Genomic DNA, 25,588 nt, shown 5'->3' with positions numbered 1-25,588 from the left:
CAAGCTCCGTTCCGTTCTTTCACCCCGATATCATTCATCTATATTTAAGTCTCGCCAGCGCGAATCAGCCGCAGTATAGCGGCTAGACTTTACAGTTGGGATGTTCGACATCTCAAACGGAACGCGCAGACCCGCGCGGGTTTTCTCGTCCAGAGCGCGCGAAATGCGGGTTTGCGACCTTGGGCCATGTCGGTTTTTCGCTCGTGGTCCTTTTCTGATATTAGTGGTGAGTGTTTCAAGCGGCTTACCGAAGAAGGCAGGATAGATGATGGACGTCAATCTTTTGCTGATCGGCCTTGCAGTGATCGCGGGGCTCGCAATCATTGCCGCGATCGCTCTGGCCCTTCGCGCTATTGGCGGCCGTATCCGCGGGCGCGAAGGCTCGCGCTTGGCGATACTGGAATATCAAGAGGTCGACAAGGCACGACGGCTGGTTCTCATCCGGCGGGATAATGTCGAGCATCTCCTGCTGCTCGGTGGTGGGCGCGATCTCGTGGTGGAAGCTGGAATCGGCAAGCCCAGGGTGGAAGCCAATCTGGGAATGCCGGCCGAGGCCGCCCGCGTCGCAGCGCCGGCACCGCGTCTCGGGCAAGGCTATACGGCAGAACCTTCGCTCGGCGCACCTGCCGGGCATGCACCTGCCGCGGCCGGCGTTGCCGCGGATGCTCTCGCAGGTGCCATCGCCGCCAATCCGCCGCGTCGTCTCGATAAAGCGCCCGGTGCTGCAGGTCCTAGCAACGCACCGGCTGTATCGTCTGGCCCGGCACTCGCACGCGACGCCTCGCCACGGCCGCGAGCCGTAGCGCCGCAGCCCGCGGAGGCTGCCGTTCCATCGAAAAAGCCAGCCAGCCCCTCTCCTGCGGCGGCACCACAGCCGAAATGGCAGGAACCACAGGTGGCCTCTCAGCCCGAAGCGCCCGCACAGATGGCACCGGCCGAGCCACAACCCGCGCTGCAGACGGCAGTCCAGCCAAACACGATCGCGGCTCAGTCAAATGGCATCGCGGGTGAAGCGCCCGCTCAAGCAAACCCCGTCCCCGGCTCAAAGCCGGCCTTCGCATTCTCGCTGGAAGATGACGGCGTCATCGATGGGACATTGCGGGGACCCGCCGTTCCGCCGGAGCTCAAGCCTGGAGCTCAACCAGGCCCGCAAGCCGTGAGCGAGCCGTCGCAGCCACAGCGCAAGCCCATTCTCGCGCAGGCCGCGGCCTCATTCGCGCAGAGATTCGCAGGCCAGAGTCAGGATCAGCACGGGACAAGCACGCCAGGCGCCGGGGCAGAGCCAGCCCGGCGTCCGGTCACGTCGCTCCAGCCGGTGGGCCCTGATCTTGGCGCCAACCCGATAGCACCAGCAAATGACGGCCATATCACCCTTGGTCCTGCAACCGGCCGAGAGCCGCTTGCGCCAAGCTCGAGCAGCATGCCACGCCAGCCGACACTGGAAAGCTTGAATGAACCGGCTTTGGAGAGCCTCGGAGCGGTTGAAGAAGACAGCGATGATCTTCCGGCCGATCCGGAGCTGACGCGCGGTGATGCTATCGAGAGAGCAGCCGAGCCGGCAGAGCCCAAGCTGCTTGGTCCGACCCTGTCCCCGCCGTTTGATGACGAGGAGAGCGTTACGGCGCCAGCACGCGGGGACGTGCCACGCCCTGCCCTCGCGCCGATCGAGGGATCGAGCCGGCGCATGGCTGTTCCAGGTTCGCCGACCAATTTGCCGAAACGCAGCCCCGTCCGCACAGCAACCACGGTTCGCGCCGAGCCGGCTCTGCGACCGGCGCCGCCGCGCATGGAGCCGATCCGGCCTGAGCCGCCACGACGGCCAACCGATCTTCGATCGGGCTTGTCGGCACCAGGCGAGCCCCCGGTGACGCGCAGCGGCAGGGTCGCCATCGGCCGCAGCGAGCCGAGCTTCCTTCCGGACGAGCCGGCCACTGCCGATGCCTCCCAGCCGCCACGCCATGAGCTGGGGCAAACGCCCCAGAGGCTTTCTCCTTCCAGTCCACAGAAGGCAGCGACACCGGGCGGTGCGGTCAATTGGGTGTTTCGTGACGATGATTACAGCCGGTTCTGATCGGCACGGGACGCGATCATGGCCGACGACACGGATGCTTCGATGGGCGGTGCTGGGACCCGTGGCGGAGGCACCGGCGCCGAGGCGATAACTGCGCCTGGATCGGGGCCGCATGGTCACGACCATCATGACCATGATCACGGGCATGATCATGGTCATGATCATCAGCATAGCCATGGCTTTGGCGCCCATGTGCATGGTGCCAATGAGCAACGGACGTTCTGGGCGGCTGCCCTCACCGCCGGCTTCATGATCTTCGAACTCGTCGGCGGAGTCGCTGCGGGCTCGCTGGCCTTGATCGCCGATGCCGCGCATATGCTGACCGACTGCGTCTCACTCGCCTTTGCCTGGTATGCGTTTCGCCTGGCCCGGCGCCCGGCGGATATGAGGCGCAGCTACGGGTTCGACCGCATGCAAATCGTCGTTGCCTATACGAACGGTATTGCGATGATACTGGTGGTCGCCTGGATCCTGGTGGAGGCCATCTCGCGCCTGCTCTCGCCCGAGCATGTGGATGCCAAGACCATGCTCTGGGTTGCGGCTGCGGGACTCCTCGCCAATATCGCCGCCTTCTTCATCCTGCACGGGGCCGATCGCGACAATCTCAATATCCGTGGCGCGCTGCTGCACGTGCTGGGGGACATGCTCGGCTCAGTGGCTGCGATCGTTGCCGCAGTGGTGATCGCATTTACCGGCTTCATGCCCATCGATCCCATCCTATCGGGACTGGTCGGGCTGCTCCTGCTCACCAGCGCGGTGAGGCTCGTTAGGGATGCCGGACATATTCTGCTGGAGGGAGCACCCAGCCACCTCTCCGCGGACGAGATCGCCCAAGACATTCTCCAAACCTGCCCGGGGGTTGAAGACGTCCATCACATTCATGTCTGGGCATTGACCAATGAGCGTCCAATGCTGACGCTGCATGCGCGGCTCAGCGAGAACGCACGCGTGGCCAACGTGGTCTCACAGATCAAGGCCCGGCTCAAGACCAGGTTCGGCATTGATCATGCGACCATCGAAGTCGAGCAGGGCGCATGCGCTGACGAAACCGCGCTCTGCGCTCATCCCTCGTCATGAGGTCTCGCTGGACCGGAACGATCAGGCTCCAGTCCGGCTGCTCATGTTCAGTCGAGCAAGGCGTTCCCGCGCGTCAATCGTCGCGGTAGACCCGCTCGCGGCGCTCGTGGCGTTCCTGCGCCTCGAGCGACAGGGTGGCAATCGGCCGGGCGTCCAGGCGCTTCAGTCCGATTGGCTCACCGGTTTCTTCACAGTAGCCATATGAGCCGTCCTCGATCCGCTGCAGAGCCTCATCGATTTTCGCGATCAGCTTACGCTGCCGATCACGGGTCCGAAGCTCAAGCGCCCTGTCCGTCTCCGTCGAGGCACGATCCGCCAGATCCGGCAAATGCGAGGACTCGTTCTGGAGATGCTCGAGGGTCTCTTTGCTTTCGCGGAGGATTTCCTCTTTCCAAGCCAGTAGCTTCTTGCGGAAATACTCACGCTGCCGGGGATTCATAAACTGTTCGTTCTCGGACGGCTTGTAGTCAGAGGCAATTTCCACACCCATTGATATCCTCAATGCTGCCAAGCGGCTCCCTCCGAATGCGCGTATATATCGAGACCGGCGATTGGCCACAATAGGCAACTCGAAGGAGCGCGGAAGAGTGAACGGATCCTGCACTGGCTCTGGCCAGGACAGATCTGCTTCGCTACAACGGGCTTTCACCCGGTTGTCCTTCCAGCAGAAGAGATCGTTCGCATGCGCTTTGAAGGTACAAAAAATTACGTCGCCACAGATGACCTGAGGGTTGCGGTCAATGCTGCCATTACGCTTGAGCGTCCTTTGCTGGTGAAGGGGGAGCCGGGAACAGGGAAGACGGTGCTGGCCGAGGAGGTCGCCAAAGCGCTCGGCATGCGGCTCATCACCTGGCATATCAAGTCCACCACCAAGGCCCAGCAGGGCCTTTACGAATATGATGCGGTGTCACGGCTGCGCGATAGCCAGCTGGGTGACGAGCGGGTGAAGGATGTCCGCAATTATATCCGCCGCGGCAAGCTCTGGGAGGCATTCCAGTCGGACGAGCGGGTGGTCCTGCTGATCGACGAGATCGACAAGGCCGATATCGAGTTTCCGAACGACCTGCTCTTGGAACTCGACCGTATGGAGTTCCATGTGTACGAGACCGGAGAGACCATCAAGGCCATTCATCGCCCGGTGGTGATCATCACGTCGAATAATGAGAAGGAGCTGCCCGACGCCTTCCTGCGCCGGTGCTTCTTCCACTATATCAAGTTCCCCGAGCGTGAGGTGATGGAAAGCATCATCCAGGTTCACTTCCCCGGTCTCAAGGAGCGGCTGGTCTCGGAAGCACTGTCCACTTTCTATAACCTTCGACAGGTTCCCGGGCTCAAAAAGAAACCATCCACCTCCGAACTCCTGGACTGGCTCAAGCTGCTGCTGAACGAGGATGTAAGCCCGGAGACCCTACGGGAGCAGGACAGCCGCAAGCTGATCCCACCGCTCCATGGGGCTCTGCTCAAAAATGAGCAGGATGTGCAGCTTTTCGAGCGCCTCGCATTCCTTGGCCGGCGCGAGGGGCGCTGAGCTCGTCCCACCGTCCTGGAACTGCTGTATTCTCGCCTCAATAAAGCCGGGCCGAGCTCTGATTTATCGCGTCGCGATAAATTTTTGTTGAGGCACAGCAATGAACATCGAAACCTCGGAGTCCTCGGCCCACTTTCCAGAACTGCCGCGCATTCAAACCATCGGCCAATGGATGAGCGCCGCCACCCGCATCGGAGCGCTCGTCCTTCCCATCGGTTTCATTTACAACTGGGTCGACCCCACGGCCTATCTGGAGGTCATGGCGCGCAGCCAGGCGACCGATGTCGCCAATATCGGTCCTACCCAGACCGGCGGGCTTTTCCTGCTCCAGTTCGTCCTCGTCGGTCTGCAGTTCTACCTGCTCTGGCAGGTGTCGATCATATTCGGCGAACTCAAGCGTGGTGACATCTTCAGCGCCAGATCGGCGGATGCCATGATGCGCGCCGGATTTATGGCCATGTTGTTCATGCCCATCCGTATTGTGGATAAGACGCTGGAGACATTGCTGCTGACGATCGGCAATGAACCTGGCCACCGTATACTCGCCATCGGCGTGGGTTTTGAGGATTTTGCGATGCTCAGCATGGGCGCAGTCATCCTGGCCGTAGGCTACATCATGGGTGCCGCCAGACGGCAATCCCGCGAACTTGAAAGCTTCGTGTGAGGGCGGAGATGATCGTGGTGATGCTCGATCAGATGCTGGCGAAGCGCAAAATGCGCTCCCGGGAACTTGCCCACCGGATTGGCATCACCGAGCAGAACCTATCGCTGCTCAAATCGGGCAAGGTGAAGGGCGTGCGCTTCGAAACGCTGGAGAAGATCTGCGCGGTGCTCGACTGCCAGCCCGGCGACATCCTCGGCTACCAGGCCGAGGGTGTATCTTGTAGCACGACCACCGGAAGGCTTGACCTGGACAGCCGCTCCGCTAAGGGATGAGGGGGACTTAACAGCGGAGCTGTCATGCGATTTTCTTCTGGTGCCGCTTTCCTGGCCTCGCCGGCCAAGGCGGTGACCGTGTTCGGCATGTCCGGGGTGGGCAAAACCCGGATCGGGCGTATCCTGCGCGAGGCCCAGTGGTTTCACTACTCGGTCGATTACCGCATCGCCACCCGCTACATGGAAAATTACATCGTCGACAATGTGAAGCGCGAGGCGATGAAGAACCCCGTGCTGCGCGGCCTTCTTCTCTCAGATTCGATCTATATCCGCTCCAACGTCACCTTCGGCAATCTTGAACCCCTGTCCGTCTATCTCGGCAAGCCCGGCAATCCCGCGAAAGGCGGATTGCCGTTCGACGAGTACCGGAGGCGACAGGCCCAGCACCGGCGCGCAGAGATCCGCTCCATGCTCGATGTCCCGGAGTTCATCGAAAAGGCGCGGGACATCTATGGGTATGAGAATTTCGTGGCCGATGCCAGCGGCAGCCTGTGCGAGGTCGTTGATCCAGAGAACCACAATGACGCGGTGCTGAAGACGGTCTCGGAGGCGACGCTGCTCGTCTATATCCGCGGCACCGAGGCGCATGCCCGCATGCTGATCGACCGGTTCAAGGCGGCGCCCAAGCCGATGTATTACCAGGACGTGTTTCTCGGCCGGAAATGGGCGGAGTATAAAACGCTCACCGGCTGTGAACGGGATGACGATGTTGACCCGGATGGGTTCGCCATCTGGGGCTTCGAGCAGTTGCTGCATCATCGCATTCCGCTCTACCAGAAGATCGCAGACAATTTCGGCTATGCGATCGAGGCGGATGATGTGGCCGGCATCAGCACGGCAGATGCGTTCCTTGCGCTCGTTGCAAAGGCCATCGACGGCCAGGGCTAAGGCGGCGGCCGGCGAAAAAGACAGCTTTCCCGAGACATCGCGCGGTGGCGAAATGACAAGTGATGCACAGGGGCGGTACGCGCGGGAATTCTTGAGCGGCATCACGACCGCTCTGCCGGTCGGGCTGGCCGCCATCCCAATTGGCATGGTGTTCGGCGCGCTCGCGGTGCAGAAGGGGTTGAGCCCGCTCGAGGCGACCTTAATGAGCCTTGCGGTCTTTGCCGGCGCCTCGCAATTCGTCGCCATCGAGATTTGGCATGAGCCTGTGCCGTGGCTGCTCTTGGGCGTGACCGCCCTCACCGTCAATCTGCGGCATGTGATGATGTCGGCGTCCCTTGGCCGGCACTTTCAGCATTTCGGGCCTATGGAGCGCTGGATCTATCTGTTCTTCATGACGGACGAGGTCTGGGCCTTCTCAGAGAAGCGCGCGCTGCAGGGACCGCTTTATCCCGCCTATTTCGCCGGGATCGCCTTCGTGCTGATGCTCAGCTGGTCCGGCTGGACGGCGGCCGGCGCCATTCTGGGCACGACGATGGGCCCGCCGGAGCGATATGGCTTCGACTTCATCTTCACGGCGCTGTTCCTCGGGCTGATCGTAGGCTTCTGGCGAGGCCCCCAGACAGGACTGGTGATCGGGACCAGCGCTCTCTTCGCCGTAATCTCCCGAGAGATGATCGCGGGCCCCTGGTATATCCTGATCGGCGGGCTCGCCGGGACAATCGCCGGCGCCTTCATGCGGGTGAAGCCTGCACGCCGGGAGCCGGCCGCATGAGCCTTGATCCTGATGCGGCTCTGGCCATTTTCGCCATGGCCGCCGCGACCTATCTCACGCGGATCGCAGGTCTGGTCGTGCTTCGCTACGTGACGCTGACGCCGCGGGTGCGCGCAGCGCTCGATGCGCTGCCGGTGGCGGTGCTCACGGCGGTCGTCACCCCGACCCTGTTCCTTACGGGACCTGCGGAGACGATCGCCGGGGCGATCACCGCAATCGCCGCATTTCGACTGCCCCTGCTCGGCACGCTCATCGTTGGGGCGCTGGCCATCAACGCCGCGCGCTGGCTGATCGGCTAGAGCGGGGCGGTCGCCTGGGCAAGCCAGTCTGCGGTCTCCGCATCGAGCAGCGGGCCAATCTCTTCCACGACCCGGCGATGATAGGCGTTGAGCCAGGCAAGCTCGCGCTCATCCAGCAAGTCCACCGAAATGAGGCGCCGGTCAATGGGCGCGAGCGTCAGGGTCTCGAAGCTGTGCATCGGCCGGTCGCCGCCGGCAATTGGCTCGGGTGTCTTCACCACCACCAGGTTCTCGATGCGAATGCCATACTCGCCTTCCTTGTAATAGCCGGGTTCGTTCGAGAGGATCATGCCGGTCTCAAGCGGCACGGTGCCGGTCTTGGATATCCGCGCCGGTCCTTCATGAACGGAGAGATAGCTACCGACGCCATGCCCGGTGCCATGGTCAAAATCGACCCCCGCCTGCCACAGAGCGGCGCGGGCGAAGCTGTCAAGCTGGGCGCCGGTGGTGCGTTGGGGAAACCGTGCAAGGGTTACCGCAATCATGCCCTTCAGCACGCGCGTAAAGCGATCGCGCATGGCGGCGGCGGGCTCACCGACGATCATGGTGCGCGTGATGTCTGTCGTGCCATCAAGATATTGGGCACCGGAATCCACGAGATAGATCTCGCCCGGCCTGATCCGGCGGTTGCTCTCGGTGGTCACACGGTAATGCGGGAGGGCGGCGTTGGGCCCTGCCGCTGAGATCGTATCGAAGCTGATCTCCTTGAGCGCGCCCGTATCCTGGCGGAAGGCCTCCAAGGCGCGGGCGGCGGTGATCTCGTCCAAGGCGCCGGAGGGGGATTCGCGATCAAACCAGGCGAGAAAGCGCGCCATGGCCACCGCATCGCGGCGATGGGCCATGCGGGCGCCTTCGAGCTCGATCGGGTTCTTGCAGGCCTTGGGGTTGATGCAGGGATCAGCGCCACGGATGATCTTAGCCCCTGCATAGGTCAGCACGTCGACAATGCGGTGGGCGGTCCAAGCGGGATCAATGAGCACGCTCGCGCCCTCGCGGCCGAGCCTGGTCAAGGCGTCGGTAAAATCTTCCGGTCGGCACAGCTCGATATCGGGCTCGAGCTCGGCGCGGACATCTTCGCTCAGCTTCTCTGGTGAGATGAAAAGCTGAGGTCTGCCTTCCGTCGAAAGGATCGCGAAGGCCAGCGTCACCGGCGTGTGCGCAATATCGGCGCCGCGGATGTTGAAGGCCCAGGCGATCGAGTCGGGTTGGGTGAGGACGGCCGCGGTGGCGCCAGCCCGCTCTATCGCCGCTTTCAGCTCGGGCTGCTTTTCGGCCAGGCGTCGCCCGGCAAACTGGGTCGGATGGCTTGCGACGGGCGCGGCCGGTCGCGCCGGCTGATCATCCCAGATCCGGTCTATGAGATTTCCCTCGATCGGGACCAGCTCGGCACCGGCGCCCATGCAGGCCTTTGCGTAGCGGTCGACCTGATCAAGGGTGAGCAGCCACGGGTCATAGCCAATGCGCTGGTCACGCTTGAGATTGCTGCGCAACCATTCAGTGGGAGGCTCATCAATGACATGGCGCAGTTCGAGGAGAGCCGTGTCGATCTGGCTGCGCGCCTGGATCGTGTAGCGGCCATCGATGAACAGCGCGGCGCGATCGTTCAGGATGATGGCGAGCCCTGCTGAACCGGAAAAACCGGTCAGCCAACGGAGCCGCTCCGCATAGGGCGCGACATACTCGCCCTGATGCTCATCGGAGCGAGGGACGATGTAGCCATCTATGCCGTTGCGCACCATTTCATTTCGCAATGCGGCAATCCGGGCTGGGCTCTTGGTGGGGTCGCTGGCGTCCTCAAACTCTTGAAACATGGCATCTCTCCCTTCCATCCTGCTTAGCCCGGGCCGACGGCAGACGCAATGAGCCTTCATTTACTTGACGTTAGGCATCTATGCATCGCCTCAGGCAATTTGGCAGAGATGTCATGAAACCGCCATGTCGTATTCGCAATGCTGAGGCATGTTTGGCGACTGATGATCGCCCGTCAGGCGGGAATTATCAGGTTCATCGCCGAATACGTGTCCTCCGATGGAAGTGAGATGGAAACGGCCTCATACCCGATGTGCACAGAGAGTAGGCATGTTCTCAGATCGTGCACAAATTGATCAGAGTGGTGCGAAAGACCCCGGTTCATGGCCGGTTTTAATCTGTTCATCAGCCGTTCAGTTTCCGGAATAGGCTGGAGAGACGCCTGCGCGTTGGGCAGCGAGATGCCGTTTATCACGCCAGAGCTCAAACCGCCGGCACCGTATTAACGAGACCTTAATGAGACATGCATCAGATGCAATGCTGCGATGCAAACTCGCCTCTGGCACCTGCACAAGGAGCTCGCCTATATAGCGCTCAGACAAGACGCGGTGGGTTTCCTTCCCCAGCAAGTCGCCGAGGGGCGGTGCGCTTCGACCTGGTCTCATGGACATGGATCGCAAGGCGAACACTTGGCTTCGGACTTGTGCCGATGCTGACGCAGTAAGCGGATCAGAACACACACCGTGCGGAAGTTGATGGAGATCACAATGAGCGTCACCACGTTTGAAAAGGATCGTTCAGTCCGCGCCGGCAATGCCGGTCAGGCTGTCCCGAGCTTCAGCAGCCGTATTCTGGCTCGCGTGAAGCGTTACATCGAGCTGTCGCGCGCCGAGCGCGAGCTTGATCAGCTCGACGACCGGCTGCTGGCCGATATCGGCCTCAACCGCGGCGATATCCGTCGCATGGTCTGGGGTGCCGAGGCCCAGCGCTAAGCCACAAGTTCTACTGACCGAATTCATCGCCCCGAAGCGCTCTGCCTCGGGGCGATTTTTTTATGGGCGGGCGGTCAGCATTAGCGTCGACCAGCCTTCCAGCCTTATTCTCCGGGAGAGATGCAGTGCCTGGGCGCGGTAAGCGGCGAGCACACGTGCCTCCTGGTCGATGGTCAGTCCTGACAGAATAATATGGCCGCCGGGCTTCAGCAGGCGCGCTAGCGCCGGGGCCAGCGCCTCCAGTGGGCGGGCTAGAATATTGGCCATGATCAACCGGTAAGGCGCTTGGCTGCGGATAATCTGATGCGCCACGCCGGAGGCCGTATGGGCAATGACCCACGGCCCCGCCTTGTTCTTGCGCGCATTGGCCCGGGTCTGCTCTATCGCCACCGGATCGATATCGGTCGCCAGCACGCGGCGGTGGGTGGCTCGCGCATAGGCCAGAGCCAGCACGCCGCTGCCACAGCCCAAATCAAGGACCGGCCAGGGGATCTCCCGCTTCAGCAGATCGTCCAGCGCCAGAAGGCAGCCACGGGTCGTTCCATGATGGCCGGTGCCAAAGGCAAGACTTGCTTCGATTTCGATGTCGATCGCGCCGGGGGGCGCCGCGCCACGGTCATGGGCGCCATGGATGAAGAAGCGCCCGGCCCGCACGGGCGCAAGTCCGATCAGTGATTCCCGTACCCAATCGCGCTCGATAAGCGGAGCAAGCCGCCAATCCATGCCGGCGAGCAGGTCCAGCTCGGCAATCGGCGGTGGTTCGCTGAATTGGGCTTCCACTCGCCAGGACCGTTCGTCTGCCTCCTCGACAATTGAAATGGAAACCGGCTCGGGCTCGATGAAGGCCAGTTCATCCGCGATGCGGTCGGCGTCATCGAAGGTCAGGGCATTGATGGTCAGGAGCTGCATGGACCGCTTATCGCCGGAAGGCGGCTCGCGCTCAAGTCTCAGGTTCAGATCCTGCGCAGGCCGCCACGGATGCGCCTCATCATGGCCAGTCCGCAGCCAAATTTGGTGCCTATCCGCCCCGGATCAACAGGAGAATTTTCATGGTTGCCATTGTTATTCCGCCGATGCTGGACGAGCTCCTCAAGAGCAGGCAGAAACGCGCCAGCACCGAAACATCACAGGAAGGGAAATCAGCTGAGCCGACAGCAGATTGTGAAGCAGATGGTGGGACAGAGGCTGTCCAGGGCCGCATGCTGTCGGCGAGCGATTACTGGATGCCGATCTGACGTCGGCCAATGGCAGGGCAATGGGTTTGCCTCCGATCTGATTGCGGGGTCGAACCTTGGATCAGGCGTACAGGGGCTTAATCAGACCTCCCCTACCCGCCTGAACCATTCATCCTCATCAATCACCTCGATGCCGAGCTCTGCGGCCTTTTTGAGCTTGGAGCCGGCACCGGGGCCCGCAACGACCAGATCGGTCTTGGCGGAGACGGAGCCTGCAGCCTTCGCGCCCAAACGCTCCGCCATGGCCTTGGCCTCATCGCGCGAGAGTCGTGTCAGGCCCCCGGTGAAAACGATGGTCTTGCCTGCCACCGGGGACGAGGCCGCAGCCCGCTCCATGGGCTGAACCTCGATTTCCTCGCGCAGCGCGTCGATCACTTCCCAATTGTGATCCTCGGCGAAGAAGTCGGCGATCGCACGGGCGAGCGTGGTGCCGATGCCCTCGATATCGTCGAGCTCATGGAATTGCGGGCCGTCGGGGTCCGTGCCAATCGCGCGCATGGCGCTAAGAAAGGTCTCGAGATCGCCATAGCTGCGGGCGATCAGCCGCGCGGTCGTCTCACCGACATGACGGATGCCCAGGGCATAGATGAAGCGGTCGAGGGAAATGCGCCGGCGCTGGTTGATGGCATCGAACAGCTTGGCCACGGAGGTTGCACCCCAGCCTTCGCGATTCTTGAGCTTGGTCAGCTCGCTGGCCTCATCGCGCCGCTGGAGCGTGAAAATATCGGGCGCGCGACGGATCAGGCCGTCAGTGTAGAAGGCGGTGATCTGCTTTTCCCCCAGGCCTTCGATGTCGAAAGCGTTGCGGGAGACGAAATGCTTCAGCCGTTCAATGGCCTGGGCCGGACAGATGAGGCCTCCGGTGCAGCGCCGCACCGCATCAACCTTGCCGGTCTTCGGGTTGACCTCACGCACCGCATGGCTGCCGCAAGCCGGGCAGATCTCGGGAAATATGTAGGGCTCAGCCGACGGAGGTCGCTTCTCCGTCACCACCGAGACAATCTGCGGGATGACGTCTCCCGCCCGCTGAACGACGACCGTATCGCCGATGCGGATATCCTTGCGGGCGATCTCGTCCTCGTTATGCAGAGTGGCATTGGTGACCACCACACCGCCCACGGTGATCGGCTGAAGCCGGGCAACCGGGGTTAGAGCACCGGTGCGGCCCACCTGGATCTCGATGTCGCGAAGGGTGGTGGTCGCCTGCTGGGCTGGAAATTTATGCGCGATCGCCCAGCGCGGCGCGCGGGAGACAAAGCCCAAGCGCTCCTGCAGCGCGAGGTCGTTCACCTTGTAGACGACGCCGTCAATATCATAGGTGAGGCCAGCCCTGCCCTCGCCTATCTCATGATAGAAGGCGAGCAGCTCATCAACGGACGTACAGAGCCGCATCAGCGGATTGAGCGGCAGGCCCCAGCGCTTGAACGCCTGATAGATCTCCCATTGGGTATCGCCGGGCGGCTTGCCACCGCTCACCTCCCCCCAGGCATAGGCGAAGAATTTGAGCGGGCGCGCGGCGGTGATCGCGGCGTCGAGCTGGCGGAGCGAGCCTGCGGCAGCATTGCGGGGATTGGCGAAGACCTTGCCGCCATTTGCCGCCTGGGCCTCATTGAGCGCCGCAAAATCGGCGTGGGTCATATAGATCTCGCCGCGCACCTCAATCACTTCCGGCACATCATCGCCGGACAGCACATCCGGAACATCCTTGATGGTGCGCACATTGGCCGTGACGTTCTCGCCCTCATAGCCATCACCGCGGGTTGCGGCCTGCACCAGGCGGCCGCGCTCATAGCGGAGGGAAATGGACAAGCCATCGATCTTGGGCTCGGCGGCAAAGGCCAGCGGTGCATCATCGGCAAGGCGCAGGAACCGCCTGATCCGGCCGGTGAAGTCGCGCACATCCTGATCATCGAAGGCGTTGGAGAGTGACAGCATCGGCACGGCATGGCGGATGGTGCCGAACTGGGCGGATGGTTTCGCGCCTACGCGCCTATTGGGGCTGTCATCACGAACGAGCTCGGGAAAGCGCGCCTCGATTGCTGCATTGCGCTGGCGCAGCATGTCATATTCGGCATCCGATATGACGGGTGCATCCTCGCGGTAATAAAGCTCGTCGTGATAGGCGATCTCAGCGGCGAGCGCGGCGAGCTCATCGCGCGCTTCATCTGGTGTGAGCTGGTCGACGGGGATCGTCGACTTGGTCATGGTCATGGCCTACTCCGTCCCGATCAGCAGCCGCTCGGCCTGGGCGCGTGCCTCGTCGGTGACGGTTGCGCCCGACAGCATGCGCGCAATTTCCTCGCGCCGGCGTGTCTCATCAAGGGTGTCGATGCGCGTCACCATGCGCAGCTCTCCATCTTCGGCCTGCTCGCGCTTGGCCACCAGCATGTGCCCATCGGCGCGCGCGGCAACCTGGGGTGAATGGGTCACGGCCAAGACCTGCAGGCTTTCTGCAAGACGCGCGAGCCTTTGGCCGATCGCATCCGCGACCGCGCCGCCGACGCCCGTATCAATCTCGTCGAAGATGAGGGTCGGCGCACTCGCGCGGGCGGACAGCACCACTTTCAGCGCCAGCATGAAGCGGGCAAGCTCACCGCCTGAGGCAACCTTCATGAGCGGTGCGGGATCAGCGCCGGGATTGGCTGCGACCTTGAACTCGACCCGGTCGAGACCATGGGGACCTGCCTGGTCTTCGCTTGTTGCGAAATCGGTGAGGAAACGTGCCCGCTCGAGCTTCAGGGGCGGGAGTTCCGCCATCACCGCTTCATCAAGGCCATGGGCCGCGGCTTTGCGCGAATTGCTCAATTCATGAGCAAGCTCGAAATAGCGCTGGCGCGCTGCAGCGGCGTTTTCAGCGAGATCACCGAGGCGGCTCTCTCCCCGAGTGAGGTTCAACAGCTCCGTTTCGAACCGCTCGAGCAGAACGGAGAGCTCGTCCACGGGAACCTTGTATTTGCGGGATGCGGCCCGGAGCGCGAACAGGCGTTCCTCTATCCGCTCCAACTCGCGTGGATCATATTCGAAGGCGCGCTGCGCCTCGGCAACGGCATTCTCCGCCTCGCCGATCTCGACGAGAACGCGGTCGAGGGCGCTCACCACCGCATCAAGCCGGCCACCGGCCTCGGCCTGGCGGCGCTCAAGCCGGCGCAGGGCCGCATTGAGGCTGGCTGTTCTCGTCCCATCTCCGGCCAGAGCCTGGGCTGCCTCCTCGAGCGCTCCGGCGAATTGCTCGGCATTCATCATCAGGGCGCGGCGCTCGGCCAGTCCATCTTCCTCGCCGGGCTCGGCTGCCAACTTCCGCAACTCATCGGCCGCATGCTCAAGGTACTCGCGCTCGGCCACGGCCTTTTCGAGCTTGCCGCGATGGGTCGCCAGCGCCTGCTCGGCCTCGCGCCACGCGCGCCAGGCAGCGACAACAGCTTCGGCCTGCCGATCGAGGCCCGCATAGGCATCGAGCAGCTGCCGGTGGTTTGCCACATCGACCAGCGCACGGTCGTCATGTTGCCCGTGGATCTCGGCCAGCAGGCCGCCCAGCTGGCGCAAAAGGCTCACCGATGCGGGCTGCTCATTGATGGTCGCGCGGCTGCGGCCGTCCACAGTCTGAATACGGCGAATCACGAGCTCGCCATCGGCATCGATGCCGCTGTCTGCGAGAAGGGCGAAGGCCGCATGGTCAGGCCTCAGATCAAAGGCAGCGGTCACCACCGCCCGATCCGCCCCTTTTCGAACGAGCGCCGCATCGCCCCGCGCGCCCAGCACGAGGCCTAGACTGTCCAGCAGGATCGATTTCCCCGCGCCGGTCTCGCCGGTGAATACAGTGAGCCCCTGCCCGAGCGTCACGTCGAGCCGGTCGATCAACACAATGTCTCTGATCGAAAGCGCGGTCAGCATCGCGCCTATATACCCTATCCGGATGGAAGGGCGCGAGCGTGAAGCTTAGTCCGACTGTGCAGCTTTCTCATACAGGCGCTGGGCCTCGAGCAGAACGTCATCGAGCCGTCGGCCGCTGCGATAGGCGGCGAGCCCTGCAGGCTTCTCGATGCCGTCGAGCTGCCTTGGGCAGGGCTGATCCTCGCCAATGGTCATGCTCACCGGAATGACGCCTGCCCATACGGGGTGAGCATAATCCTCTTCGTCATCGCCGACGCCGGCCGCGCGCACTTTCGCCGAGGCCTCCTCGATCACCATGCTCACCACGGTCGTCGCCTTGATCTCCTGGGGGTTGCTCGGGCGCAGCTCAGCCGCGCGGCCGGGATAGAAGCGATCAACGAGGCCAAGCAGGGCATGCGCCTTCTCCTCGGGGTCATTCACCAGATGCGCGGTGCCGAAGCACATGGCGGACCGGTAATTGGCTGAATGATTGAAGCCGGTGCGGGCAAGAACCAGGCCATCGAGATGGGAGACCGTGAGGCAAACCGGCGTTCCGCCCTCAAGCTTGCGCAGCATGCGGCTGGCGGATGAGCCGTGCCAATAGAGCACGTCGCCTTCGCGCCAGTGGATCGTGGGCGTGCAATAGGGCTGTCCATCCAAGACATAGGCGACGTGGCAGAGAAAGCCTGCATCGAGAACGGCGAACACGGCCTCGCGATCGTAGCTGGCGCGTTCATGTTTCCGCTTCACGCGGTTGCGCGGGCTCACGGGAAAGGCCAACGGGTCTTGCAAAGCGATCTCGGTCATTTGTTGCGTTCCTGCCAAAGCTGTGGTCAATCTACCGCGTGCATTGGTTGGAAGAAGATCCAATTTCATGGCAAAAATCACGACCAATTCTCCTGACTGGTCGAGCCTCATCCCGGTGTTGCCGGACGGTGGACCACAGACCGGCCAGCTCTATTCGGCCATACGCCGCCTCATCGAAAGCGGCCTGGTTTCACCAGGCACCAAGCTGCCCACCACGCGGGATCTCGCAAAGCGCCTCAACATCTCGCGGACGGCCGCCATTGCCGCGTTCGAGCTCCTGACCGCCGAAGGCTTCACGGACGCGCGCATAGGGGCGGGCACTTTCGTTGCAGAGCACGTGCCGCTTCTCGCGCCGGCCCATTCCAAACCCCGCAGGTCGCCCCAGCCTCAGCCGGCCCTCCCCTGCACGCTCGGCATCGCGATGGCGGATCAGCGCACATGGGAGGTGTTCCGGAAATTGATGGGACGGCGGCTGACGCGGGCAGCACCCGAGCATTTCTGCTATGCCGATCCGCGTGGCGGGCAGCGTCTGCGCGAGGCTATTGCCACTTATCTGCGGACCGCACGGGGCGTGCGATGCGATGCAGAGGCCATCATCATCACAAACGGCGCCCAGCAGGCCGTCGACCTGATCGCCCGGGCCTTGATCAGCCCGGGAGATAGGGTGCTGGTCGAAGATCCCTGCTATCCCATGGCGCGGATGGCGCTTACGGGCCAAGGCGCAGAGCTTGTGGGGATCCCTGTCGATCAGGAAGGGCTCAATCTGGCGGGCGTATCAGAAGTTCCCGCAGCGCGGGCGGTCTATGTCACCCCTTCGCACCAGTTCCCGCTGGGGGTGACGATGAGCATGCGGCGACGGCTCGCGCTGATCGACTGGGCGAGGCAGAATGGCGCCTGGATCATCGAGGATGATTATGACAGCGAGTTCCGCTATGTGGGTCCACCGCTCGCTGCCATGCAGGGCATGGATGACAGCGGCCGCGTGATCTATGTGGGCACGTTCTCGAAGGTGCTTTTCCCGGGTTTGCGGCTTGGCTATGCAGTGGTGCCGGACGCGTTGATGGACCCCATTCTTTCGCTGAGGACGCGCTCGGACCGGCAACCTTCGACCCTTGCGGAAGACGCCCTCGCTGACCTCATCACGGAAGGCCATTTCGCCGCCCATCTGCGGCGGGCACGGCGCCGGGCGCAGGCTGCCCGCGATCTCCTTGCGAAGATCTTGCTTGCGAAGGGACCGCCGGACCTCACGCTCGATATTCCCGGTCAGGGGCTCCATATGGTTGCCCGTCTGGCGCGGACGATGCCCGATACGGAGATTGCCGCGGCGGCTCAGGCCGCGGGAATCGGTTGCCGGGCCTTGTCACCGATGTATGTGGATGCCAAGCCGGAACAGGGGCTTGTGCTCGGCTTCTCAGGTTTCAGTGACAGCGAGCTCACCGGCGCCGCCGAAAGGCTCTGCGACCTTCTTAGAACGGATTGATCGAGGTCAGCGCCTGGCTGATCCAGGACGATGAATTCTCCTTCGGCTCAAGGCCGCTGCCCTTCAGGAGATTATAGGCGTCCTGATACCATTCGCTGTTCGGGAAGTTGTGGCCGAGAACGGCCGCCGCGGTCTGCGCTTCGGAGGTGATGCCCAATGCGAGATAGGCTTCGACCAAGCGATAGAGTGCCTCGGGCGTGTGCGATGTGGTCTGGTAGGACTTGATGACCTTCTCGAAGCGATTAATGGCGGCAATATAGGCTTGCTGAGTGAGGTAATAGCGCCCAACCTCCATCTCCTTGCCGGCAAGGTGATCGCGGGCGAGGAGCGCCTTTGCCGCAGCATCCTTGGCGTAGGCGGTGTTGGGGAAACGGCGGCTGATTTCATCGAGCGAGGCAAGCGCCTTCTCTGTTGCAGTCTGGTCGCGCTTCACGTCGGCAATCTGCTCATAATAGCAAAGCGCCGTGAGGTAATAGGCATAGGCCGCGTCCTTGTGGCCGGGATGCAGGGTGATGAAGCGCTGGGCGGCGAGGATCGCATCGTCATAGTTGTTGCGCAGATACTGGGCATAGGCGGCCATGAGGGTCGCGCGGGTGGCCCAGCTCGAATAAGGATGCTGCCGCTCGACCTCCTCGAACTGCTTGGCTGCCTTCTCATAAGAGCCGCTCTTCATGAAATCGAGGCCCTTATTGTAGAGATCGGCAACAGGCTCGGCGTCATCCACCGCCTGGTTTGAGCCGTCGGGCGCCAAGGCCCCTCCGGATGCGGGCACCGCCGAGCTGCCCGAGCTCGCGGGCTCCCCCCCGTCCCAAAGCTTGGAAACACTGCTGCAGCCCGACAAGAGCAAGGCACCGGCAACGGCAAGCGCAACCGTGCGCACAGCCCGAGCTCTGACAACGGGCCCGGATTCCTTATCGAGGTTTTCCAGGCCGCTGCCCATCACATCATCCCTCATTACATCTCCCGGGGATCGTGCCCCTCGCGCGATAAGCAACCGCTTACAGGCGCCCGCTCTATATCCGATCGCATTGCCCCCCGGCAATGAGTCGATCATCATGCCAATGCTAAAGGCGACAAACCCGGCGGAAGTTTGTCCGCCGGGTTCAGATGGCACAGAGCTAAGGCAGAACCGGCGTCAGTTGGCCTGTCGGCGCAGGAAAGCCGGGATCTCCAACTGATCGTCATCGAGATCAAGGTGGCCGCCCTGATCGGCAGCGGGGGCGTTGCCAAGGCCAGGTTGCTCCGCGACCGCAGGCCGCATGTCGCGACGGGAGGTCATGGCCGGCTCGGACTTCGCAGAACGCTCATCCTCTTCCTCCTCGCGGCGGCCAAGACCCACGCTTGCCAGCCGCTCGAACAGGCTCTTGCGCTTCTTGTAGGCGTGGGCGTTCAGATCCTCCACATTGGCGTTGCGCTGTGCATATTGGCGCTGCGCGTGGGGCGGAAAATCCTCAATGCTCGGCAGGCGCGGCGCGGCCGGCGGCTGGGGCGCAGCGCGGAAGGCAGCCTGAGACTGCGGCTGGTGCAGCGGGGGCTGCGGCGCGTTCGCATAGTGCTGATCGGCTACAGCATGATCATCGTCGCGGTAATCCTGCTCCATGGCCGCCTCATGATCGGCGACCGAATAGGCCGGCTCCATCGCCATGGGCTCAGGATCGCGGGCAGGAGCGGGCTGCGGATTGTAGGCTTGCGGCTGCGGCTCGGGCGCCCGCTCGGCCTCGCGCAGTGCGGGCTGCGGCTCACGGATGACTGCCTGAGGCTCGCGCACGACCGGCTGGGGCGCGGGAATTGGCGGTGTGCCCTTCGAGGTGAAACCATAGCTCGACCGCTCAGGTGCATGACCGAAATCAGCGTCGTAATCGTGCGACGTGCCTTCCATGGCCGGATCGGTGATGCCGGTCGCCACCACGGAGACCCGCATGACACCTTCGAGAGACTCATCGAACGTGGCACCAAGAATGATGTTGGCCTCGGGGTCGACCTCCTCGCGGATGCGGGTTGCCGCCTCGTCGACCTCGTACAGGGTGAGATCATGGCCGCCGGTGATGGAGATCAGCAGGCCGCGCGCCCCGCGCATGCTGACGTCATCGAGAAGCGGATTGGAGATGGCCGCCTCGGCCGCCTCAATGGCGCGCTTGTCGCCAGCCGCCTCGCCCGTGCCCATCATGGCCTTGCCCATCTCACTCATCACCGCGCGGACGTCGGCAAAGTCGAGATTGATCAGGCCTTCCTTGGTCATCAGCTCGGTGATCGAGGCCACGCCGGAATAGAGCACCTGATCGGCCATCGCGAAAGCAGCCGCGAAGGTGGTCTTCTCATTGGCGATGCGGAAGAGGTTCTGGTTCGGAATGACGATCAGCGTATCCACGTGCTTCGACAGGGCCTCAATACCCCGCTCAGCCGTTATCATCCGGCGCTGGCCTTCGAACTGAAAGGGCTTGGTCACGACGCCGACCGTGAGAATCCCCTGCTCCTTGGCCGCACGCGCAATGACTGGCGCTGCCCCCGTGCCCGTGCCGCCGCCCATCCCCGCGGTGATGAAGCACATGTGAGCCCCGGCCAAATGGTCGAGGATCTCGGCCAGGGCCTCTTCGGCCGCAGCGCCGCCGATCTGCGGCTGCGAGCCAGCGCCCAGGCCCTGCGTCAGGGCTGTGCCCATTTGAATACGACGCTCGGCCGCGCTCTGCGACAGGGCCTGAGCATCCGTGTTCGCAACCACAAACTCGACCCCGTCGAGCTTGGACTGAATCATATTGTTGACCGCGTTCCCGCCGGCGCCACCTACGCCAAAGACGGTAATCCGCGGCTTCAGTTCGGCAAGGTTGGGAACTGTCAAGCTGATGGTCATGGGATGGCGTCCGCTTTCTTTGAGCCTCTCCCTCTACATTTGTTACCAACTTGATAATAAATCGTTAACGCTGCTTTACCTTGCGCACAAATTTGGGGCAGGCCATCAGCAATCCGTTAACCCTGCCGTGTTCTCAGCGCGCTCTCAGCCTTGCTGGCCCGGCCTTCGCACCCCGCTGATTCGCCTCGGGCGAGGCCGAGGGTTTCACGGCCAATCCGAGGCTCATCGCGGCGTTCTCATTGTGAATCCATGCTGTTCTGACCTCGCCGGCATCGCCGGTCGACCACGGCAAGCAGCCGCCGTGCTGGAACCACATGGGCCCAGGGGTCAGGGATTCATTAACCGCAATCGTTAAGATCCGCGCCATGCCGCCGAGCCAGGCTGCTTGTCCGGATTCTGACAACATGGTCTAGTGACTGTCGTCCTGCGCCATCTTGCAGTTGCCTAGGAAGGGTTGGGCATGACCCAGGAACTTACCACCCAGTGCTGCATCGCCGGGGGCGGCCCCGCCGGGCTCATGGCCGGCTTCCTTCTGGCACGGGCCGGCGTCGACGTGGTGGTCCTCGAGAAACATCAGGATTTCTTCCGCGACTTCCGCGGCGACACCATCCATCCCTCGACGCTCGAACTCATGTATGAGCTCGGCCTCATCGAGGATTTCCTGAAGGTCCCTCACAACGCGGCGGAAACCTTGAGTGCCGTGTTCGGGGATGAGGAGGTCCAGATCGCCGATTTCCGCCACCTTCCCTCCCATTGCAAGTTTCTGGCGATCATGCCCCAATGGGATTTCCTCAACTTTCTCGCGACCAAGGCCCGGGATTATCCCACGTTCCGGCTGCTCATGGAGGGCGAGGTCGATGATCTCATCATCGAGAAGGATGTCGTCCGCGGCGTGACGGCCAGTGTGGCATCCGGCTCGGTCCGCGTCATGGCGGACCTCGTGATCGGTGCGGATGGGCGTTCCTCGACAGTGCGCAAGAAGGCAGGCCTGATCCCGCAGGAGCTCGGCGCGCCCATCGACGTGCTCTGGTTCAGGCTTTCACGAAAGCTCGATGACGCACCGGCCACAATGGGCCGGTTTGCGGCGGGCCACCTCCTGGTGCAGATCAACCGGGGCGACTACTGGCAATGCGCCTATGTCATTCCCAAGGGGGAATTCGAGGCCGTGAAGACGGCGGGGCTCGAGCAGCTGCGGCAGACCATCCAAAGCCTCCTGCCAAACCTGCCCGGGCGCACGCAGGAACTCAATGACTGGGAGCACATCAAGCTTCTCACGGTCCAGGTCAACCGGCTGGAGAAATGGTGGCGGCCAGGGCTCATCTGCATTGGGGATGCGGCGCATGCCATGTCACCCATCGGCGGCGTCGGGGTCAATCTGGCGGTTCAGGATGCGGTCGCTGCCGCCAATGCGCTTGCGGAACCCTTGCGCTCGGGCGGGCCGATCGAAGATGCTCTCGAGGCCGTGCAGAGACGGCGCATGTGGCCGACGCGGGTCACCCAGCAACTGCAGCTGATCATCCAGGATCGCCTGCTGAAACCGCTGCTCGCCAGCAAGACGCTGCCCGAAATCCCATTGCCGCTGCGTGTCTTTCAGGAGCTGCCGGTGCTCAGCCGCCTGCCCGCACGCCTTCTCGGTCTGGGCGTGCGGCCGGAACATATCCGCACGCCCGATGTTCTTGCCTCGGGCGGAGGGCGGCCCGCAGCCGACACGCAATGAGCAGCGACGAGGCCCAAGCCCTTTGCGGGAAGCATCTCTTAACCTCATGGGTTGAAACCCGCGAGCACCGCGAACGTGTCATTGTGCGCGCCATTGCCGCATGGGATGGTGCCACATCCAACGCATGAGAGGCTGCATGCAAACGAAAATCATTGGCTCCACCCTGCCGGTCCTCGAGATCCAGCTGGATGCGGGCGAGCAGGTGGTGGGAACTCCCGACCAGTTGTCCTGGATGATGGGTGATGTGCACCTGACCACCACGACGGCGGGTGGTGGGGCCACCGGCGTCTGGGGCCTGGTCAGCCGCGCGGTCTCCGGCGGTGGGATGTTCATGACCGAGTTTCGGGCGGGTCAGGGACCGGGCATGGTGGCTTTCGCCGCGAAGCTGCCGGGCAACATTACCGAAATCAAGCTGCAGAACGATCAGGGCTATCTCGTGCACCGGCACGGCCTCATCTGCGCAACGCCCGACATCTCGATTGCAACCGCGGCCCAAAGCTCGCTCGGGTCTGGGCTGTTCGGCGGAGAAGGCTTCATCCTTCAGCACCTCACTGGAGAGGCCTCGGCCTGGATCGAACTCGGCGGGGAGGTCGTCTCCTATGACCTTGGCGCGCGCGATACCTGCCTCGTTCACCCCGGCCATGTCGGAATGTTCGAGGACCGGGTAAGCTTCGAGATCACGACCATGCCGGGGGTCAAGAACGCCCTGTTCGGTGGCGATGGCCTGTTCCTTGCCAAACTTACCGGACCCGGACGGATCTGGCTGCAGACACTCACGCCGGCCGGGGTTGCTCACGCGGTCAGCCCCTATCTTCCAGCCAAGCACGGCTAAATTGTCCCCCTATCCAACAGGAGTTCACGCCATGCCACGCGGTCACCATTCCAGGCGAGGCGCGAGGGAGGCTTGCTCCGTGCCGCTTCTCCTCGGCACCTGCCTCTCGCTCATGGTGACTGCCTCACCAGGCACGGCGAGCGATAGCCCGCCAGACTATCATGGCTTCAACGAGGGGCGGTTCCTCCCCTATCTCAATGCGGATGGATCGGATCTCACCCGGCCGCCACGGCTCGGCCTCTCCTTCGGCGGACGCGTCATCCCTGCGGTCATGGATTCGGGCTCAACGGGGATTGTCGTTGCCGCCGATCTCATCCCCGACTGGCAGTCTCTGCCCAGCACCGGGGAAGGCAGGATCACCTATACCAGCTCCGGACGGATCATGCGGGGCCAGTGGGTGACGACGCCGGTCACGATCGAAGGCGCGGATGGTGCAAGCATCTCAACCTCGCCCCTGCCTGTGCTCGCGGTCACGGAAGTTGATTGTCTCGATACGGCACGCGACTGCACGCCCAGCGATGACCCGCACGGGATTGCGATGATCGGCATTGGCTTTGCCCGTGAGCATGATGCTCAGGCGCAAGGCACGCCCGACAAGAACCCGTTCCTCAATCTCAAGCCGCATGAGGGCCGCAGCCTGCGAAAGGGTTATATTCTCACCCAACAGGGAGCGCATGTGGGGCTCACCGCCGCCAATACCGAGGGCAGCTTTCGGTTCGTGAAGCTTGCCCGACAAGAGAAGGTGGACGACTGGGCCGGGATACCGGGCTGCATCTCGATCAATGGCCAGACCCCGCCGGCATGCGGTACCATGCTCGTCGATAGCGGGGTCGCGGCCATGTTCGTGACCCTGCCACCGGCACAGGCCGGGGATAATGAGGGCTCATTGCCGCCGGGCACCACGGTGTCGCTGCAGGTCGGTCCTGCAGAGCAGGCTCAAGATCTCTACAGTTTCTCGGCGGATGATGGGGCGTCGTCCCTCGCGCCCAGCGCGATCCATCTGCGGGTGTCGCCCAGCCGCGTTTTCGTCAATACCAGCCTGCATATCCTCAATGGCTTCGACGTGCTCTATGACGCCGATGGCGGATATGCCGGGTTCCGCCAGCGCTAGTCATTCCACTCGAAATGCTGTGGGACCGCTCAGAAACTCTCGCGGAACCAGCGGCCGACACGGTGCATGTAGCCGTTGCCCTGGGAGCGGCTAGGCGTGACCATTATGCTCTCGTCGGGCTTCAAGGCATAAGCGAGAAGGCCTGATGCCACCGCAAAGTTGGGGCTGCGCAAGGCGTCGGGCATGCCGTTGAGGGCCTGCGGGAAGCCCAGCCGGATATGCCGATCGAGGATCTGGCTCGCAAGCTCGCGGGCACCGGTCATCTGGCAGGCGCCACCGGTGAGCACCATCCGCCGCCCCGCCAAGCGCGCAAAGCCCGAGGCCTGCAGCCGGTCCTTGATCAGCTCGAATGTCTCCTCAAGCCGCGGGCGAATGATGCCGGTCAACATGGAGCGCGGGATCTTGTAGACCGTGTCAGTTCCGCGTTCGCCGACCAGCGGTACGGAGAGCAATTCCCGCTCATCCAATGCGCTCGGAATGGCGGAGCCGTAAAGGGTTTTCATCCGCTCGGCATGGGCGATCGGGGTCGAGAGGCCGCGGGCGATGTCGTTGGTGATGTGGTGGCCGCCGATCGGAACGACATCGGCAAAGACCAGATTTCCCTCGACAAAAACGGCAACAGAGGTGGTGCCGCCGCCCATGTCGATGCAGGTCACACCCATGGCCATCTCGTCCTCGACGAGGACCGAGCGTCCTGCGGCGTAGGGCGCGATCACGAGGCCGGCGATGTCGAGATGACAGCGCTCGATGGCAAGCGAGAGGTTGCGCAATGGCCCCGGCTCGACGGTCACGACATTGAGATCAACCCCAACCCGCTCGCCGAACATGCCCCGCGGGTCACGGATCCCGCGGACATCATCGAGGGTATACTGAACCGGCGTCGTGTGCAGAACGACGCGACCGGGCGCGTGAATGCGCTCACCTGCCACTTGGATCGCGCGCTCGACATCATGGGCGGCCACCTCACGACCGCTCACCCGGGTCTCGCCGGTCACCGCCTCGCAGCGCGGTCGCCCGCCGGATACATTGACATAGACCTGATCGATGCTGATGCCGGCCATGCGCTCGGCCGCATCGACCACCAGTCGTACGGCAATCTCCGCCTGATCAATATCGGTGATCGAGCCGCACCGGATGCCGGCCGCCGCCTGATGTCCAACCCCAAGGACATTGAGCGTATGGGTCTTCTCACCGCCGAAGCTGCGATTGCGGGTTGCCCGAACCTCAGCAATCAGACAACAGATCTTCGTCGAGCCCACATCGATCGCGGCAATGATCGGCGAACTTGGTGCGGGCCGGTGACGATTTGAATTTTTACGCGCGTGCAACGGAACCACGTTCATGAAGCCGGCGCCCCCGCCCTACTCACTAAAACA

23 protein-coding genes are annotated in these 25,588 nt (G+C 63.0%); 14 read left to right on the top strand and 9 right to left on the bottom strand.

Features of this window, described 5'->3' with window-relative positions; all coding sequences use genetic code 11:
- Nucleotides 1–265: 265 nt before the first annotated feature.
- Complete coding sequence (locus tag RCF49_RS22225; protein ID WP_342641965.1) at nucleotides 266–2,071, top strand: hypothetical protein; 1,806 nt, start codon at nucleotides 266–268, stop codon at nucleotides 2,069–2,071.
- An 18-nt stretch (nucleotides 2,072–2,089) separates the two neighbouring features.
- Nucleotides 2,090–3,148, top strand: a complete 1,059-nt coding sequence (locus tag RCF49_RS22220) for a cation diffusion facilitator family transporter (RefSeq protein WP_342641964.1) — start codon at nucleotides 2,090–2,092, stop codon at nucleotides 3,146–3,148.
- A 73-nt stretch (nucleotides 3,149–3,221) separates the two neighbouring features.
- Here RCF49_RS22220 and dksA read toward each other — a convergent pair whose 3' ends face one another.
- Nucleotides 3,222–3,638 (bottom strand): RNA polymerase-binding protein DksA, encoded by a 417-nt coding sequence (gene dksA, locus RCF49_RS22215; protein ID WP_342641963.1) that lies wholly within the window; start codon nucleotides 3,636–3,638, stop codon nucleotides 3,222–3,224.
- A gap of 192 nt (nucleotides 3,639–3,830) precedes the next feature.
- Between dksA and RCF49_RS22210 the strand changes: the two genes are divergently transcribed.
- The 6 genes from RCF49_RS22210 to RCF49_RS22185 all read left to right on the top strand — a co-directional run bounded on the left by RCF49_RS22210 (nucleotide 3,831) and on the right by RCF49_RS22185 (nucleotide 7,571).
- Nucleotides 3,831–4,676: an AAA family ATPase gene (locus RCF49_RS22210; protein WP_342641962.1), complete on the top strand. Its 846-nt coding sequence runs from the start codon at nucleotides 3,831–3,833 to the stop codon at nucleotides 4,674–4,676.
- A gap of 100 nt (nucleotides 4,677–4,776) precedes the next feature.
- Entirely contained in the window at nucleotides 4,777–5,340 is a 564-nt protein-coding gene (locus tag RCF49_RS22205) for a hypothetical protein (RefSeq protein WP_342641961.1), read from the top strand.
- An 8-nt stretch (nucleotides 5,341–5,348) separates the two neighbouring features.
- Nucleotides 5,349–5,612, top strand: a complete 264-nt coding sequence (locus RCF49_RS22200) for a helix-turn-helix domain-containing protein (RefSeq protein ID WP_342641960.1) — start codon at nucleotides 5,349–5,351, stop codon at nucleotides 5,610–5,612.
- Nucleotides 5,613–5,636: 24 nt separating this feature from the next.
- Complete coding sequence (locus RCF49_RS22195) at nucleotides 5,637–6,500, top strand: ATPase (protein ID WP_342641959.1); 864 nt, start codon at nucleotides 5,637–5,639, stop codon at nucleotides 6,498–6,500.
- Between the two features lie 52 nt (nucleotides 6,501–6,552).
- The gene (locus RCF49_RS22190; protein ID WP_342641958.1) at nucleotides 6,553–7,272 is read left to right on the top strand and encodes an AzlC family ABC transporter permease; all 720 of its coding nucleotides are present in this window, start codon (nucleotides 6,553–6,555) and stop codon (nucleotides 7,270–7,272) included.
- Entirely contained in the window at nucleotides 7,269–7,571 is a 303-nt protein-coding gene (locus tag RCF49_RS22185; RefSeq protein WP_342641957.1) for an AzlD family protein, read from the top strand. The genes RCF49_RS22190 and RCF49_RS22185 overlap by 4 nt, the downstream gene beginning before the upstream one ends.
- Here the strand turns inward: RCF49_RS22185 and RCF49_RS22180 are convergent.
- Complete coding sequence (locus tag RCF49_RS22180; protein ID WP_342641956.1) at nucleotides 7,568–9,382, bottom strand: aminopeptidase P family protein; 1,815 nt, start codon at nucleotides 9,380–9,382, stop codon at nucleotides 7,568–7,570. The two genes, RCF49_RS22185 and RCF49_RS22180, sit on opposite strands and share 4 nt — an antisense overlap.
- Nucleotides 9,383–10,087: 705 nt before the next feature.
- Between RCF49_RS22180 and RCF49_RS22175 the strand changes: the two genes are divergently transcribed.
- Nucleotides 10,088–10,312 carry a DUF1127 domain-containing protein gene (locus RCF49_RS22175; RefSeq protein WP_342641955.1) on the top strand — a complete coding sequence of 75 codons (225 nt, stop codon included), beginning with the start codon at nucleotides 10,088–10,090 and terminating at the stop codon, nucleotides 10,310–10,312.
- A 60-nt stretch (nucleotides 10,313–10,372) separates the two neighbouring features.
- On the opposite strand, the gene RCF49_RS22170 is transcribed toward RCF49_RS22175, so the two are convergent.
- A complete protein-coding gene (locus RCF49_RS22170; RefSeq protein ID WP_342641954.1) occupies nucleotides 10,373–11,221 on the bottom strand; it encodes a 50S ribosomal protein L11 methyltransferase in 849 nt (282 codons plus the stop codon).
- A 140-nt stretch (nucleotides 11,222–11,361) separates the two neighbouring features.
- Between RCF49_RS22170 and RCF49_RS22165 the strand changes: the two genes are divergently transcribed.
- A complete protein-coding gene (locus RCF49_RS22165) occupies nucleotides 11,362–11,547 on the top strand; it encodes a hypothetical protein (protein WP_342641953.1) in 186 nt (61 codons plus the stop codon).
- Between the two features lie 81 nt (nucleotides 11,548–11,628).
- Here the strand turns inward: RCF49_RS22165 and ligA are convergent, their stop codons facing one another.
- Genes ligA through RCF49_RS22150 form a run of 3 tightly spaced genes read right to left on the bottom strand, consistent with a single transcriptional unit; the run spans nucleotide 11,629 to nucleotide 16,224 of the window.
- Entirely contained in the window at nucleotides 11,629–13,758 is a 2,130-nt protein-coding gene (gene ligA, locus RCF49_RS22160) for an NAD-dependent DNA ligase LigA (RefSeq protein ID WP_342641952.1), read from the bottom strand.
- A 3-nt stretch (nucleotides 13,759–13,761) separates the two neighbouring features.
- Nucleotides 13,762–15,438: a DNA repair protein RecN gene (gene recN / locus RCF49_RS22155; RefSeq protein WP_342641951.1), complete on the bottom strand. Its 1,677-nt coding sequence runs from the start codon at nucleotides 15,436–15,438 to the stop codon at nucleotides 13,762–13,764.
- 45 nt (nucleotides 15,439–15,483) lie between these two features.
- Nucleotides 15,484–16,224, bottom strand: coding sequence for a pyridoxamine 5'-phosphate oxidase family protein (locus RCF49_RS22150; protein WP_342641950.1), 741 nt, complete (start codon nucleotides 16,222–16,224; stop codon nucleotides 15,484–15,486).
- Nucleotides 16,225–16,291: 67 nt separating this feature from the next.
- Here RCF49_RS22150 and RCF49_RS22145 point away from each other — a divergent pair, with 67 nt between their 5' ends.
- The gene (locus tag RCF49_RS22145) at nucleotides 16,292–17,704 is read left to right on the top strand and encodes a PLP-dependent aminotransferase family protein (protein WP_342641949.1); all 1,413 of its coding nucleotides are present in this window, start codon (nucleotides 16,292–16,294) and stop codon (nucleotides 17,702–17,704) included.
- On the opposite strand, the gene RCF49_RS22140 is transcribed toward RCF49_RS22145, so the two are convergent.
- On the bottom strand, nucleotides 17,691–18,659 hold the full coding sequence (locus RCF49_RS22140; protein WP_342641948.1) for an outer membrane protein assembly factor BamD: 969 nt from the start codon (nucleotides 18,657–18,659) through the stop codon (nucleotides 17,691–17,693). The two genes, RCF49_RS22145 and RCF49_RS22140, sit on opposite strands and share 14 nt — an antisense overlap.
- Before the next feature lie 180 nt (nucleotides 18,660–18,839).
- A complete protein-coding gene (ftsZ, locus tag RCF49_RS22135) occupies nucleotides 18,840–20,552 on the bottom strand; it encodes a cell division protein FtsZ (protein WP_342641947.1) in 1,713 nt (570 codons plus the stop codon).
- A 460-nt stretch (nucleotides 20,553–21,012) separates the two neighbouring features.
- Between ftsZ and RCF49_RS22130 the strand changes: the two genes are divergently transcribed.
- From RCF49_RS22130 to RCF49_RS22120, 3 genes are all read left to right on the top strand, one after another.
- A complete protein-coding gene (locus RCF49_RS22130; RefSeq protein WP_342641946.1) occupies nucleotides 21,013–22,269 on the top strand; it encodes an FAD-dependent oxidoreductase in 1,257 nt (418 codons plus the stop codon).
- A 136-nt stretch (nucleotides 22,270–22,405) separates the two neighbouring features.
- Nucleotides 22,406–23,101, top strand: a complete 696-nt coding sequence (locus tag RCF49_RS22125; RefSeq protein WP_342641945.1) for an AIM24 family protein — start codon at nucleotides 22,406–22,408, stop codon at nucleotides 23,099–23,101.
- A 79-nt stretch (nucleotides 23,102–23,180) separates the two neighbouring features.
- Nucleotides 23,181–24,212 (top strand): hypothetical protein, encoded by a 1,032-nt coding sequence (locus RCF49_RS22120; RefSeq protein ID WP_342641944.1) that lies wholly within the window; start codon nucleotides 23,181–23,183, stop codon nucleotides 24,210–24,212.
- A 29-nt stretch (nucleotides 24,213–24,241) separates the two neighbouring features.
- On the opposite strand, the gene ftsA is transcribed toward RCF49_RS22120, so the two are convergent.
- Nucleotides 24,242–25,555 carry a cell division protein FtsA gene (ftsA, locus tag RCF49_RS22115; RefSeq protein ID WP_342641943.1) on the bottom strand — a complete coding sequence of 438 codons (1,314 nt, stop codon included), beginning with the start codon at nucleotides 25,553–25,555 and terminating at the stop codon, nucleotides 24,242–24,244.
- Nucleotides 25,556–25,588: the final 33 nt, after the last annotated feature.

The organism is Rhodoligotrophos sp. CJ14, from assembly GCF_038811545.1.
Classification (GTDB): Bacteria; Pseudomonadota; Alphaproteobacteria; order Rhizobiales; family Im1; genus Rhodoligotrophos; species Rhodoligotrophos ferricapiens.
The sequence above is the reverse complement of the archived record's forward strand: the minus strand, read 5'-3'. Positions and strand labels throughout refer to the sequence as shown.